At 39.3% G+C, this 13272-nt stretch carries 14 protein-coding genes; 7 read left to right on the top strand and 7 right to left on the bottom strand.

What is annotated here, in order from left to right; translation table 11 throughout:
- Nucleotides 1-894 carry a LysR family transcriptional regulator gene (locus ACYSNU_RS12465; protein WP_461737544.1) on the bottom strand — a complete coding sequence of 298 codons (894 nt, stop codon included), beginning with the start codon at nucleotides 892-894 and terminating at the stop codon, nucleotides 1-3.
- Between the two features lie 300 nt (nucleotides 895-1194).
- Between ACYSNU_RS12465 and ACYSNU_RS12460 the strand changes: the two genes are divergently transcribed.
- Entirely contained in the window at nucleotides 1195-1803 is a 609-nt protein-coding gene (locus ACYSNU_RS12460) for an NAD(P)H-binding protein (protein WP_461737543.1), read from the top strand.
- Between the two features lie 72 nt (nucleotides 1804-1875).
- On the opposite strand, the gene ACYSNU_RS12455 is transcribed toward ACYSNU_RS12460, so the two are convergent.
- On the bottom strand, nucleotides 1876-2247 hold the full coding sequence (locus ACYSNU_RS12455) for a nuclear transport factor 2 family protein (protein WP_461737542.1): 372 nt from the start codon (nucleotides 2245-2247) through the stop codon (nucleotides 1876-1878).
- Between the two features lie 273 nt (nucleotides 2248-2520).
- Nucleotides 2521-3360 (bottom strand): SDR family oxidoreductase, encoded by an 840-nt coding sequence (locus ACYSNU_RS12450; RefSeq protein ID WP_461737541.1) that lies wholly within the window; start codon nucleotides 3358-3360, stop codon nucleotides 2521-2523.
- A 363-nt stretch (nucleotides 3361-3723) separates the two neighbouring features.
- Between ACYSNU_RS12450 and ACYSNU_RS12445 the strand changes: the two genes are divergently transcribed.
- Together ACYSNU_RS12445 and ACYSNU_RS12440 are read left to right on the top strand one after the other, a co-directional pair.
- Entirely contained in the window at nucleotides 3724-4287 is a 564-nt protein-coding gene (locus ACYSNU_RS12445) for a DUF1836 domain-containing protein (RefSeq protein ID WP_461737540.1), read from the top strand.
- Nucleotides 4274-5131, top strand: a complete 858-nt coding sequence (locus ACYSNU_RS12440; protein WP_461737539.1) for a DegV family protein — start codon at nucleotides 4274-4276, stop codon at nucleotides 5129-5131. The genes ACYSNU_RS12445 and ACYSNU_RS12440 overlap by 14 nt, the downstream gene beginning before the upstream one ends.
- A 192-nt stretch (nucleotides 5132-5323) precedes the next feature.
- On the opposite strand, the gene ACYSNU_RS12435 is transcribed toward ACYSNU_RS12440, so the two are convergent.
- On the bottom strand, nucleotides 5324-6133 hold the full coding sequence (locus tag ACYSNU_RS12435) for an SDR family NAD(P)-dependent oxidoreductase (protein WP_461737538.1): 810 nt from the start codon (nucleotides 6131-6133) through the stop codon (nucleotides 5324-5326).
- Between the two features lie 600 nt (nucleotides 6134-6733).
- Here ACYSNU_RS12435 and ACYSNU_RS12430 point away from each other — a divergent pair.
- A complete protein-coding gene (locus ACYSNU_RS12430; RefSeq protein WP_461737537.1) occupies nucleotides 6734-7267 on the top strand; it encodes a GNAT family N-acetyltransferase in 534 nt (177 codons plus the stop codon).
- A gap of 157 nt (nucleotides 7268-7424) precedes the next feature.
- On the opposite strand, the gene ACYSNU_RS12425 is transcribed toward ACYSNU_RS12430, so the two are convergent.
- Together ACYSNU_RS12425 and ACYSNU_RS12420 are read right to left on the bottom strand one after the other, a co-directional pair.
- Entirely contained in the window at nucleotides 7425-7805 is a 381-nt protein-coding gene (locus tag ACYSNU_RS12425) for a GNAT family N-acetyltransferase (protein ID WP_461737536.1), read from the bottom strand.
- Nucleotides 7806-8030: 225 nt separating this feature from the next.
- Nucleotides 8031-8735 (bottom strand): C39 family peptidase, encoded by a 705-nt coding sequence (locus ACYSNU_RS12420; RefSeq protein ID WP_461737535.1) that lies wholly within the window; start codon nucleotides 8733-8735, stop codon nucleotides 8031-8033.
- A gap of 656 nt (nucleotides 8736-9391) precedes the next feature.
- Between ACYSNU_RS12420 and rsxC the strand changes: the two genes are divergently transcribed.
- From rsxC to ACYSNU_RS12405, 3 genes are read left to right on the top strand one after another with little or no spacing between them, the layout of a single operon-like run.
- Nucleotides 9392-10747, top strand: a complete 1356-nt coding sequence (gene rsxC / locus ACYSNU_RS12415) for an electron transport complex subunit RsxC (protein ID WP_461737534.1) — start codon at nucleotides 9392-9394, stop codon at nucleotides 10745-10747.
- Entirely contained in the window at nucleotides 10740-11804 is a 1065-nt protein-coding gene (locus ACYSNU_RS12410) for an RnfABCDGE type electron transport complex subunit D (protein WP_461737533.1), read from the top strand. Before rsxC ends, ACYSNU_RS12410 begins: the two co-directional genes overlap by 8 nt.
- A 12-nt stretch (nucleotides 11805-11816) precedes the next feature.
- Nucleotides 11817-12398, top strand: a complete 582-nt coding sequence (locus ACYSNU_RS12405; RefSeq protein WP_461737532.1) for a hypothetical protein — start codon at nucleotides 11817-11819, stop codon at nucleotides 12396-12398.
- Nucleotides 12399-12445: 47 nt separating this feature from the next.
- On the opposite strand, the gene ACYSNU_RS12400 is transcribed toward ACYSNU_RS12405, so the two are convergent.
- Nucleotides 12446-13138, bottom strand: a complete 693-nt coding sequence (locus tag ACYSNU_RS12400) for an aspartate/glutamate racemase family protein (RefSeq protein WP_461737531.1) — start codon at nucleotides 13136-13138, stop codon at nucleotides 12446-12448.
- Between the last annotated feature and the right edge of the window lie 134 nt (nucleotides 13139-13272).

Raw genomic sequence — 13272 nt, 5'->3', positions numbered from 1 at the left:
TTACTTTTCTAATTCAAACAACTTGTGCAACAAACTGGCAAATTCTTCCATATAATAATTAGTTCGTTCTTTTTTCCAAAAGGCACAATAATTTCGGACTAACGCTTTCCCATTTTTAACTAGTGGCAAGCGATTCACTGAAACTGCCGGACTTGGTAGCGTTCCAGCCACTTCAACAGGTAAAAATCCCCGATTGCCAATCACCATCATTCTAGCTTCCTCTAAACTTTCCTCGAAAAGAAAGGTACCATTAAAACCTAATGTGTTTCGATAAAAATCTTCTTCAAAGGCTTGTTGATCTTTACTGGCAATCAAAATGCAAGGTGTAGTTTTCAATTCTTCAATATCAATTTCACTTTTTTTACTAAGTGAGTTTCTAGCAGAAATTTCAATATAGACTTCTGGTTTAATTAGCTCGTAATTGACATAGTCCTCTGAAAAAGCTCGTCTTTGGTCGCTTAAAACTACGTCCACTGTATTCTGGCGCAGCTCTTGATATAATTCTTCATGGGTACCATTGACAATATTAATGGACACCTCTGGGTAGGTTTCCGAAAATTCAGCAATCGCTTGATGCAGCTCTTGACCACTGTACACCCGCAAATAACCTAAATTCAGCTGCGTTTCATCATCTTCGCCGATTCTTTGGGTCTCGGAAACTACTTGATCAATATCTGCCAAGACACGTTTTGCTTCCCGATAGAAATAATCTCCGGCAGGCGTCACCGTAAATTTCCGATGTTGTCGCTGCAACAACTCAACACCTAACTCTTCTTCTAAAGCTTGGATTTGTTGTGAAATCGCCGATTGCGAGACAAATAATTCTTCTGCTGCCGCAGTAAAGCTGTTCTTTTCGACAACGGTTACAAAATAATTCATTTGTTTAAACAGCATCTCATCACCACTTCTATTTCGATAAATTAAGTAAAGCAGAAATTTTGTTAATAGGCAAGAAAATCTGAAAAAGCTCAAGCAAGTTGACTTTATAAACTTTAAATTAGCCATATAAGCTTTCGATATAACCGCCAGTGTTTTAGCATCCTGTCGATTCACTATAAACTCGGTTAAAAAAATCCATTTGAAACAATCCCACCTGTTAAATAATCAACGAATTATTTATTTATAGCTTCCTCTTGACTTGGAGCGCACTCCAACTGATATGCTTCAATCAAATTAAGAAAGAAGGAATGAATAATGAAAAATATATTAATTATCGGTGCAACTGGTTCGATTGGTCGAGTTGCCAGACAAACTTTTTTAGATGAAACAGATGATCAATTGACTCTATTTTCAAGAAATGCGAACCGTATCAGCGGCATTAATTCTGAAAGGGAAAAAGTAATTTCTGGTAGCGTGCTGACTGACAAAGATTTGGATGCTGCTATGGAAAATCAAGATGTTGTTTTCGCTAGCCTCAGCGGCAATTTGAAAAAAATGGCCGAAGCAATTGTCACCTCTATGAAACGGGTTGGCGTGAACAAAATTATTTTTATCTCTTCTATGGGAATTTATAATGAAATTCCTGCTTCTGTCGGTGCCTCTGGTAATCTGAGTAGGAATCCAACTTTAAGAACTTATCGGGATGCAGCAGATGTGATTAAAAATTCAGGATTGGCTTATACAGTTGTTCGTCCTGGTTGGTTTGACAGCTCCAATGACACAAATTATCAAGTAACACTTAAAGGAGAACCTTTTGGTGGACATGATGTGTCTCGTAAAAGTATTGCCGATTTAGTTGTGAAGATTGCCGATAGTGACACTCTTTATGTAAAAGAAAGCGTTGGTATCAACCGTCCTGAATAATTTTAAAAAAATTTTTCCAAAAAAATCCAGTCAGCTAAAAATCAGCTAACTGGATTTATCTTTGTCTAAATATCAATACATACTAGCAACGGCCTGTAGAATAATCCATCGATCATTGATTTTCTCAAGAGACATCTTTAATTGCAAAGGCCAAGTACCATGGCTTCCATGGATGATTGCTTCTACTCGATTACGACCAATTAGCTCAGCCTTCTCTCCCTGAATTTTTATCTCAACATCATCTTCATGGCTAGCTATGTAATTCATACCTCCACTTGCAATTTCTTTCAACCAGACTACCTTTTCTTGCTTTAACTCTGACATATGGCGTAGGAAAAAGTTTGGCGCTAAACTCTGGTTTAACTTTTCAATATCGGCTGCTACCATCCAATTGTGGTGATTTCGATAAGCCTCTAAAATAACTACTTCTTCTGAATTTTTCATGATATTCCTCTCCTAAAAAATTTTTCATCATGTAGACTCTTTTCTGTTTTTTACACTAGCGTATTGGTTATTGTGAAAGAAGGGCGTGAATAAAAGTTAAAGAATAAAATTAATAAAAAGCAGAAGCAACTGATTTTACTTCTGCTTGATACATTTTATATTCGTTACAGCTTCTGGCTGACGGCATCAACTAATCAAATCATCAACCCAAGACTCTTAAACCTTTTCACTGGGTACTAATTAAAAAAGATTGAATTTTCAATTTATCTTTCATTAATTTTCAGGTGCTAAGTCACCATACCAATAAGAAGCCGTCACACCTGCATCCATTAGAAAATCACTTCCAGAAATGAATGAACCTTTATCAGACATTAATAATTCGGCAACATTCGCCACTTCATCAGCCGTACCCGCTCTGCCAACAGGTGAGCCATCAATCATGTGGCGGTAACCTTCTCCACGAGGACCGTTCAATTCGTCATTTGCCAGAGGAGTGATAATAATTCCCGGACTCACTGAATTAACCCGTGCCCCACGTTTGCCCCATTTTACTGCTTCAGACATTACCCGCAAAACGTTACAACGTTTAGACAATTGATAAGCATGCAAAGTATCTTTCACGTTTTTAGGTTGGAGCATTTCCAAATTCAATAATTCTTCCGTGGGAGTTGTCGCCAATAATAGACTTTCTTCTTCAGATAAAGTTCCTAAACGATGACCGGATTGTGATGAAATCACCACCCCACTGCCGCCTTCAGCGATGACTTTGCCAAATTCTTCTAATAATACTGCCGTTCCATATAAGTCAACTTTCAAAATAGCTTCAATCGGTGCCTGTGATGGTGAAACGCCGGCACCATTAATAAAGCCAGTAATCTTTCCATAACTTTGTGCTGTTTTGACAAGGGCTTGAATCGATTCTCTTGATGAAATATCTACTTGCACCGCACTTGTTTCAAAGCCAGCATTAAATAAATCAGTTGCTACACGTTGGACATTTTCCAATGATAAATCCGCCACAACTAAATGTTTACCATTACTTATCCGACGTGCAATCGCAACGCCAATTAAACCCGCTCCAGTTAATACAACAACGTCTTTTGTTTTATTCATTTCAAATTCCTCCAAAGTTTTTTTATGTTCTTTCTGATACTTATTTTAGACTTTTTAAAATTTGAAACAATTTCAATTACTAATCTCATGAATAAGTTTTACTAATGCAAAACTTATTCGACATTTGCTGCCATTAAAACTAATCCCTCAGCACAGGAAAAACTAAACTTTTTAGCATTGATAAAAACAAATTTTCTATTTGTTTAACTTTTATGTTGTTTTTTTGAGAACCAACAAAAGCTTCAAAAATAGAAAAATGGTTTTCATTATTCAATTTGCAAATTTTCTATATAGTTTTAAAAACTATATTGTATAGTTGCGATAATTTTGTTATCATGTTTTAGAAATTATGGAGGAGTTCTAATGGAAGATAAATTAAAAATTTGGGGAGAAGAACTGGCTGAGGTCCATCTGCCCCGTTGGGATGAGCTACCTGACCTAGATTTATATATGGATCAAGTGCTGCACCTTGTAGATAATTATTTCAAAAAATTTATCTCAAAGGATAAACCGCCTTTGTTAACCAAGGCGATGGTCAATAATTATGTCAAGCTGCAGTTGATTCCCGCACCTGAAAAAAAGCGATACAGTCGACGGCATCTGGCATTTCTAATTGCCATTACCTTATTGAAGCAGGTCTTAACGATTCCAGAAATCCGAGCAGGGATTTTGTTTCAAGGTCAGCATGATGGCATTCGCAATGCCTATAATATTTTCTGCGAAGAGCAGGAAAAGGCTTTGCAGATTGTTGCGCTGCAGGCTCAGGGCAAAGCCAGCGAAGGGATTTTTAGCGAGGTCAACTCCCCTTATTATTTGGCGGTTAAATCAGCGGCCTTTGCTTTTGCGGCAAAATTGTTAGCAGAAGAAGCAATTCGCTTAGAAGATGAACGTATGAAAGTTGAGGAAAATAGTGATGAACAAACATAAAGCAGCCATTTTAGTCGATTCTGGCACCGATGTCCCTACCGATATTAGCCAACAGGAGCATTTTTTTACCATCCCGTTAAGAATTATTTACCAAGATGGTGAGTACACCGACAAAGTGGATATCTCCGCTGAAGAAATTTATCAGCGGCTGCCAATTGAAATACCTAAAACCTCTTTACCAGATGGTGAAACCATCCAAGCAATTTTTGATGAGATAAAAGCACAGGGCTATGAAAAAGTTCTAGCGATTACTATTTCCAGCGGCTTGAGCGGCACCTATAATGCCGTTAGATTATTAGGTGAACAATATGAAGGCCTCGATATAACGATGATTGATACAAAAAATATTGGAATTGGCGCTGGCTTTTTAGCGATTTTGGCTGACCAATGGCTCAATGAAGACTATTCATGGAGCACTCTTTTAGAGAAAATTGATCAGCAAATTGAAAAAGATAAAGTCTTCTTTAATGTTGCCACGCTGGAATATTTGCAAAAGGGTGGTCGTATTGGCTTAGTCGCTTCTATTTTGGGTAATGCTTTAAAATTGGCGCCAATTATTTCTTGTAATGAAAATGGCGTCTACCACACCGTGGCCAAAACCCGTGGCCGCAAAAAAAGTCTGGAAAAAACTGTTGAGCTGGTTAAAAAATTTATCGGCAATCATCAACGGTTTAACTTAGCAGTAGCCCATGGCGATGCCCTTGAAGATGCCGAAATGATGCAAAAACAGCTGCAGCAGGTTTTCCCAACTGCCAATAAAATTTATTTTGGGCAGATTTCACCGGCCTTAGTGGTTCACACTGGCCCAGGCTTATTAGGCGTTGGCGTTCAACTGTTGGATTAATGACAGTTAGCTGGCTTAAAATAGAGCTGGTGAAAGCTTCCGCTTTTATTTTAAAAATTTGGATAACAAAAAACTTGTGCCCTCTCTGAGACAATTACCCAAAATTAACATTTGGAAATTGCCTCATTCATGATGATGGCACAAGTTTTTATTTTGTTTCAACAATTGAAAATTGAGATTCTCGATATTCCATTAGCCTTTGGTGTCGTTACCGGTACCAAAATCTTTCTGCAGAGCCTGCATGGCCGCCTTAAATTTTAAAATCTGCTCCTTGCGTTTAGGAATATTAAAGTTATCACCAACCTCCTGGCGTGTATATTCCCCGCAGATAACAGTCGGATCAACTCCAAAAGCCTGAAAAGCTTCCTCCACAACCTCTGCCCCAGTTTGAAAACCAGGCGTACCAGGGGCAACTTCTGCAAAGTTTTGACCAATCGTATTTCCCGGTAAAATCGCCAGCACATCGATTCCAAAATCTGAGAGCTCACCCCATAATGCTTCTGCCAGCGTAAAAGCATAAGCTTTAGTTGCCGAATAAGTTTGGATATAAGGGCTGCCGACCACGCCGCCGCTAGAAGAAAGTAAAATAATCCCGCCTTTGCCCCGTTCCTTCATTTGTTTTGAAAAATGCAGGCTCAAAGTCAACATACTTTTGGTATTTGCGTTCAAGCGGTACAATTCAAAGTCGATATCCCGCTCAGTAAAAAGGGCCATACTAGCTAGACCAACATTGTAAACTAGAAAGCCGATTTCTAAATCATCGGTCGCAGCTTTAACCTGTGATAAAATTTCATCATCGCCAAAATCAATCGTCAGTCCCCTTGTGGCAACACCGAAATCTGCCTCCAATTGCTTTTGTTTATTCGCAATTTTTTCTGCGTGTCTGCCGGTCACCACAACATTCATACCTTCTTTTGCCAAACGATCGCAAAATGCTCCGCCCATACCTTCAGAGCCACCAGCAACAAAAGCCCAAGTACCATATTTTTCTTTGAAGCTCATTTACCTCACCCTTTCTTAAAGCGCTTTCTTATTTAATCCTAACCTGTTTAATTAGTGCTGACAAGAGGTAACTTTAGAAAATTTCACAAAGTCAGAGGATATATGATTAATAGCGAGGCAAATTTTTTTCTATTAAAAAATATTGACAGCTTAGGCAAAATAGCATTTGTGAGGCGGTATTGCTTCAAAATTTTATCGATTTTCTGAGACTCAGCAAATGCTGTGCGTTTTAAGTACCGGCAAAAGTTGCTTTAAGATAAATTTTTTGAAAATTAGCCCCACCTGTACTAGCTTGATTCTCCTGTTGAATCGTTAATAGTTGTATGGAAAGGAGAAGCTTTAAAGCGAATTTTTTATTCACTACCATTAATTATTGGAAGTGAGCAAATGAAATCCTCTTTTCAACAAGCATTATCTTTAGATTGCTTGTTATTTTTTATTTCAAGAAAATTATCCCACTGAATATTGTATAATATTGGTGATAGCACCTATCAATTTTTGAGAATTTCATAAGTGCTAAGCAACCCAATATGGTTTCTTGAATTATTGACAGACTGTAAAAGTCAACAGACAAAAAATTTATCCAGGAGGAGAAAAAAGATGTCCCTACTAATCCGTGAAACAACAGAAAAGGATTTTCAAACAATTTACGATGTAGAATATCGCGCCTTTAATGAAGAAGATGAAGCCGACCTCACAGAGAAACTGTTAAAGGAACCCACAACAGAGGCATTATCCCTGTTAGCCTATCAAGATGATTTGCCGGTGGGACATGTTGTATTCACCAAAGCCCGCATTCAAAGTTTTGAAGATAAAATTTCTGCGATGGTCTTGGCCCCCTTAGCCGTTATTCCTAGTCATCAGCGTCAAGGAATTGGCGGCGAGCTGATTCAAGCGGGCTTGAAGATTTTACAGGAGAAAGCTGTCGATATTGTTTTTGTTTTGGGTCATATTGAATACTATCCTCGTCATGGCTTTCAGCCGGCCTTGGCCTATGGGTTGCAACCGCCGTTTCCAATCCAAGCTGGTTTAGAGGATGCCTGGATGGTGCAAGCCTTAAAGCCCCTTGATTTGAAAAAATTTGCCGGACAAGTCGCCACAAATAAAATCTTAGATCAACCAGAATATTGGTAAAAAATAAGTTAAGCTCTATTAATGAAGCGAGCTCTTAAAATTAGATTTTAGTCTAAACTTGGGAGCCCACTTCATTTAGTAGCTTAACTTTTTTAAATCATTAGTTTTTGTAAAACCTCAAAACAAAACTATCTGCGGAAATTTTTTGCAATAGAATTTAGCTGACTTCAAAGATGGTACCAACAACTTGATAGCCTTGTTTTTGGTAATAGCCATCGGCATCGCTGGTGATGTACAGGGGATCGCTTGGATGCAGTTGTTGGACTTGCTCAATCAGCTGACGACCAATTTGACGCCCACGAAAGCGTTGATCCACCAATAAATCTAAAACATAAAGACCAAAGCCATCGTCATTTTTACAGCGGATATAGCCATTGATTTTGCCTTCGATTTCCGCCACAAAAGCAATTGAGCGGCTCATGCAAAGTTCGTATTTTTCTGCTAAAGCTTCAGAATTATAAGTCCATTCCTCCCCTTCTCTAGTCATCAAAGCAAAAAGCTCTTGGATATCCGTTTCCTGATACCTTCTAATTTTCATGTTGCCCTCCTAATTGATGAAACAGCTAATCTCCATTAAAACGCAAGCTGTAAATCCTTCTCTTTCAATTATTATACCGAAAAGAATTGTAAATCAGAGCATTTTTTATGTCCTGTATCAAACAATAAAAAAATTCTCGGCATCTACAAAATAATATCAAGTAAAAGTTTAGGTAAAAACAAAAAACATGGAGAACTTTACACACTCACAAAGCTCTCTACATTTTCAGCGGGTAAAGGTCCAATAATGAATTGCTTGGCCAGCAATTTCTTCCGCTGAATAACGTTTTTCAAGATGATCTTTACTTGGATCGTCATTAGGATCGTTGACGGCAATACCCTCTGTCTGCCAATCTCTTAAAACTAAAATGTGCCCACCTTGAGTGAACTCACCTGCCGTTACTGATGCCACAACCGGTATTCCTTGTTCTAGATAAGTCTGAGCAGCATAGATATCATCCCCTAAATCCACATATTGCAGCTGATAGGCAGCCGCAAAGTCAGCGAAAATTTGCCACGAGGTGCCGGCGTCCGCCACATAATAATTATTTTGGGCCCAGTTTAAAATCTCTAAAGGGGAAATTTCTTGATTCTGCCAATAGGACAACACCATTGCCAACGAAGCAATCCCACAACCATTTGTAGCCAAGGTATTTTCACTGAGGGGGTCATCGCTAAACCCGTATTCAGTTTGGGCCCACTGCTCATCAGTTTGCAAAATTAACGGGGCAACCTGCTGCTCATTTTCCGCTTGGAGCTTTTGGTTAGCTTCTTTGGCAAAAGCAGTTTGACTGATGGAGGCTTGAAAAATAGTTAGATTCTCAAAAGGGGCCTTCGTTAAAAACCAAGTAAAGCCTAATAATAATAACAATCCAGCTAACAGCAACTGCGCTGATTTATTTTTGCGTCGAGGATTTCTCCGTTTACTCATTTTATCTCCTTTTCAGACTACCAGCTTTGCTGGGTATTTTTTGTCTTAAGCCAAGTGGATTCTTAAAAAAAATCCTTAAAAAGTTTTCTAGCCTAGCGAAATTGATTCTCGCTTGGGTAAGACTGTTAAATATCATCCTTAGTCTCAGCTTAAACTATCTAAGGAAAAACTGAATTCGTTTTTCGTCTCTTCTTTCTGCCTAAAATCCCTTTTATTTCTGACAATTTTATGACAGGGATTATCTAGCGTTCATAGTTATTTTACATGATAACGATTTTTAAGATTTATTACCACCGGCTAAAGTCTGACTTTACGTTTCTTTAGATAACAGTCAAGATTTGATAAAAAGAACAGATTAATGAATTGAAAAGACTGTCGTGGATTGAAAAAGTTTTTTTGTTGCTGAAAAAAGCTCAAAGACAACGAAACAGATAAAAAGATGCAAAATCAGCAAGCTTGTTTAAGTTATTCTGAGCATTTGGCGCTTTTCATTTAAAGAATCCCCTACAAAAACAGCGTTTTTTACATCACATTTCTGAATTCTATTTTGATTAAGTAGTTGAAAAACAGGCTATTATTTTACCGGTTAAGGGGCCTATGCTATCATTAAAATGACAAGTTTTTTGTTGTCTTTAAAAACTCTAAGGGGGAAAACTATGAAACGGACTGCATCTGGAAAGTTTACCGGTGGGATTATCTTCAGCCCTTCCACCAAGGCCTTAAAGGAAAGATGGAATGTTCAGCAGGAAAAGTCAATTTATTTCCAGCCTGATCGCGTGTATATTCCTTTGCAACAACAAATCGGTGCACCAAGTGAAGCAGTCGTCGAAAAAGGGGACGTAGTCAAACAAGGGGATGTCATTGGGCAGGCCGGCGGATTTGTCGGCGCAACTATCCACGCTAGTATTTCGGGGACCGTCAAAAAAATTGTTGACTGGCCGGATGCTTCAGGCAATCAAGTGCCAACTGTCGTGATACAAAGGGATAAAAATGCCCCTGAAGTTAGCTTCAATAAAAAAGATAATTATCAGGCCTTAACAAAAGAGGAATTAATTCAACGAGTTTCTGATGCTGGAATTGTTGGCATGGGAGGCGCAACCTTCCCCACCCACGTCAAATTAACGGTCGATGATGATATCACAGTCAAAAGTATTGTTTTAAACGGAGCTGAGTGTGAACCATTTTTAGAAGCCGACGCTTTGCTGATGGAAAAAGAAAGTCAAAAAATCATCACCGGTGCAAAAATTGCTCAAAAAATTTTTGCAGCAGAGGAAATTTTAATCGCCATTGAAACTGATAAGCCTAAAGCGATTGCGGCGATGCAAAAAAGTGCAGCAGAATTTGCTGATGTGCAAATTGTTCCTGTGCCGACCAATTATCCTCAAGGTGGAGAAAAACAATTATTGGAAAGCTTGTTGCAAATCGAAGTGGCAATCGATGGCGGGCTACCGGTAGAAGCTGGCTCTTATTTAATGAATGTTTCAACTTCAGCGGCTGTTGCTTCCGCAGTTGAAAACAAACAGCCATTAATCAGCCGCTACTGTACAATTTCTGGAGATGTGCGACAAAAGCAAACGGTCATTTTTCCGATTGGCACTTTAGCCGGTGATATCATTGATTTTTGTGGTGGCTTTGATGGTCTGCCGGAAAAAATTCTGATGGGCGGCCCGATGATGGGGAAAGCTCTAGCTACTTTGGATGTTCCTTTAACAAAGTCCAGCAATGGCCTTATTATTATCGGGAAAAAGAGCAACGAAGCCTTTGAAGAAAGTCCTTGCATCCGCTGCAATTTATGCTCGGAGGTATGTCCGATGCGCTTAGAGCCGCAAAATATTGATTTATTTTACCGCCAAGGAAATTCTAAACGCTGTCAGGATTTAAAGGCCGATGCGTGTATCAATTGTGGGGCTTGTTCCTATGTGTGCCCTGCTCGCCGGGATTTGGCCCGTAATATTACGGCTGCCGCTGGTGACATTAAAAAATTAATTGAGGAGGCGAAGGAAAGTGCCTAATCAAGAGTCAACAAAAGAATACGAATATATTCCCAGTAAAAGTGCTCAAGAATTTGCCCAGCTGCAAGACACAGTTGTTGAAGCCTCCCCTCATCTGCGGGGGGACCAGACTACTAGAAAAATTATGCTCTGGGTCATTATCGCTCTTGTTCCAAGTTTTATTGGTGCTGGTTATTATTTTGGTTTCCGGGTCTGGGGCTTATTTTTCCTTGCCATTGCAACCGGTCAGCTTTGCGAAATTCTTTGGTTTAAACTGCGCAATCGGACGTTAACATGGGATTTAAGCGTTTTCGTCACGGCAATGTTACTGACGATGAATTTACCACCATCAGCCCCGTGGTATTTTCCGGTAATCGGTACAGCGTTTGCGGTAATAATTGTCAAAGAATTTTTTGGCGGCATCGGTTTTAATTTTATTAATCCGGCTTTAGGGGGCCGAGCTTTACTCGTCGCCTTGTTTTTCACGGAAATGTTTAAAATCAGCTGGCCTAATCCGCCCTTTGATCGAATTTCACCAGATATTGTCACCTCGGCCACTCCCTTAGCCATTCTAAAAGAAGGCGGCCTTTTGAGTAATCAGCAATTATTAGATGCCTTTGTGGGAAATATTGGCGGACGTTTAGGAGAAACCAGCAGTATTTTAATTTTAATTGGTGCCGCAATTTTACTGTGGCAAAAAATTATCCATCTGCGAATTCCATTGACGATGTTAGGCACCATTGGGGTATTAGCGTTTATCTTTGGTGGAAATAGTCTTTTTTCAGCAGACTATTCGGTGGTGATTGGTCATGTGATTGGTGGCGGTGCGATGTTTGGCGCCGTTTTTATGGCGACTGATTATTCCTCCACCCCTTCAACGAGAGCGGGAGAATATCTTTTTGCTGCCGCCTGTGGGATGCTCGTGATGATTTTCCGTTTCTATGGATTAACCAACGAAGGAGTCAGCTACAGCATTTTAATTATGAACTGTCTGACGCCGCTAATTGATTACCTATTACGAAATCGTGTACTAGGTGAGCCGGGAAATAAATTCTTGAATATCAAACTCAATAAATAAGGAGGTCCTGAGATGGCTTTAGGAAGTCGATTAGTATTTTTTCTTTGTATTCTACTGACCTGTTACACTGCAGAAAAATACCAGCAAACCACTGTCCCCGCAAAAGGACCCAGTCCGATTGCCCGTGCCTTCTATTCTGCTTTTTTAAATTATCTAGCTTTCGTCGTAGCTGGCATCAGTTTTATTTGGATGTATCAAAATATCCGAATTCCCGGAACCGAAGAAGTTATCCCAAGAGTTCTGGCAGGCATTTTAGCTCTGATTTTTAGTGGAATAACCCTTTTTGCTCCTAAAAATAAAAAATTGCTGACCAGCAGCTTGAAAAAAATGATGCTGAGTGTTGTGTTTTTGCTAAGTCTGGCAGTTTTCCCTGCAAATGCAGCTGGTTCTTTTAACGAGTTTCTTTTGCAGGTGGTTGTCTATGGCGGGATGTATTTTATTTTCAGCATCGCTTACAGCGGTGCTTTAGACCGGATGGCGATGGCCGACATCCCAGCATTTATTAAAGGACTGCCACTAGCAATTACTACTCTTTTTCTATTCTATTTGAGCTTTTCTTTCTTCAATGGCGTCTTTTTCGGTTATTTATTTTAAAGCTAAAAAAATTGCATCGCTGCTTTAGACAACGGCGCAATTTTTTATTATTTATTCAACGCCCACTCGACAGCTTTTTGTGAGTGGATTTTTGTGGTATCAAAAACCTTTACCGCCACATCTTCAGCTTGAATTAATAAACCAATTTCTGTACAGCCTAAAATAACCCCAGTCGCGCCTTTTTCTGCTGCTACTTGAATCAGCTTTTGAAAGTAATCTTTTGAGTCGGCGCGAATTTCCCCATGACAGAGTTCACCAAAAATAATCCGATTCACCTGCTCGACCTCTGAGGCTTCAGGAATAATCACCTCAATTCCTTCGGCAATAATCCGTTCCTTATAAAAATCCTGGGTCATCGTGTACTTTGTGCCTAGTAATAAAACTTTTTTTACCGCTTGCTTTTTTAGTTCCGCAATTGTTGCATCGGCAATGTGCAACAGCGGCAGTTGGCTCACCGCTTCAATTTGTGGAGCAACTTTATGCATTGTATTGGTACAAATGACTAAAAAGTCAGCGCCTGCTGCTTTCAATTCGTGAGCTTTTTGACCCAGCAATGCTCCTGCCTTTTGCCAATCATTCGTTGCTTGCAGCTCTTCGATTTCTGCAAAATCTACGCTGGCCAGTAAAATTTTAGCTGAATGCAGCCCTCCTAAGTGCTGATTGATGAGCTGATTGATTTCTGTATAATACGTTACTGTACTTTCCCAACTCATGCCACCTAATAAACCGATTGTTTTCATAAGCGCCTCCTAAAACTACCTTAGTTCTTTAAGCTTACCTGCTTTTTGCAGTTTGGCAAGTAAAAACTGATTTAAGGAAATAAACTAATATTTTTCTCATTGCTATTTATGCTATACTCAAAAAGAGAGCGTTA

This window comes from Enterococcus sp. LJL120, from assembly GCF_054871765.1.
This window is presented reverse-complemented; position numbering and strand designations above follow the sequence as displayed.

Coding starts and splice junctions, on each gene's coding strand:
- ACYSNU_RS12465 (WP_461737544.1), bottom strand. CDS start 894: ATGCTGTTTAAACAAATGAATTATTTTGTAACCGTTGTCGAAAAGAAC.
- ACYSNU_RS12460 (WP_461737543.1), top strand. CDS start 1,195: ATGAAAAATATATTAATTATCGGTGCAACTGGTTCGATTGGTCGAGTT.
- ACYSNU_RS12455 (WP_461737542.1), bottom strand. CDS start 2,247: ATGAAAAATTCAGAAGAAGTAGTTATTTTAGAGGCTTATCGAAATCAC.
- ACYSNU_RS12450 (WP_461737541.1), bottom strand. CDS start 3,360: ATGAATAAAACAAAAGACGTTGTTGTATTAACTGGAGCGGGTTTAATT.
- ACYSNU_RS12445 (WP_461737540.1), top strand. CDS start 3,724: ATGGAAGATAAATTAAAAATTTGGGGAGAAGAACTGGCTGAGGTCCAT.
- ACYSNU_RS12440 (WP_461737539.1), top strand. CDS start 4,274: ATGAACAAACATAAAGCAGCCATTTTAGTCGATTCTGGCACCGATGTC.
- ACYSNU_RS12435 (WP_461737538.1), bottom strand. CDS start 6,133: ATGAGCTTCAAAGAAAAATATGGTACTTGGGCTTTTGTTGCTGGTGGC.
- ACYSNU_RS12430 (WP_461737537.1), top strand. CDS start 6,734: ATGTCCCTACTAATCCGTGAAACAACAGAAAAGGATTTTCAAACAATT.
- ACYSNU_RS12425 (WP_461737536.1), bottom strand. CDS start 7,805: ATGAAAATTAGAAGGTATCAGGAAACGGATATCCAAGAGCTTTTTGCT.
- ACYSNU_RS12420 (WP_461737535.1), bottom strand. CDS start 8,735: ATGAGTAAACGGAGAAATCCTCGACGCAAAAATAAATCAGCGCAGTTG.
- rsxC (WP_461737534.1), top strand. CDS start 9,392: ATGAAACGGACTGCATCTGGAAAGTTTACCGGTGGGATTATCTTCAGC.
- ACYSNU_RS12405 (WP_461737532.1), top strand. CDS start 11,817: ATGGCTTTAGGAAGTCGATTAGTATTTTTTCTTTGTATTCTACTGACC.
- ACYSNU_RS12400 (WP_461737531.1), bottom strand. CDS start 13,138: ATGAAAACAATCGGTTTATTAGGTGGCATGAGTTGGGAAAGTACAGTA.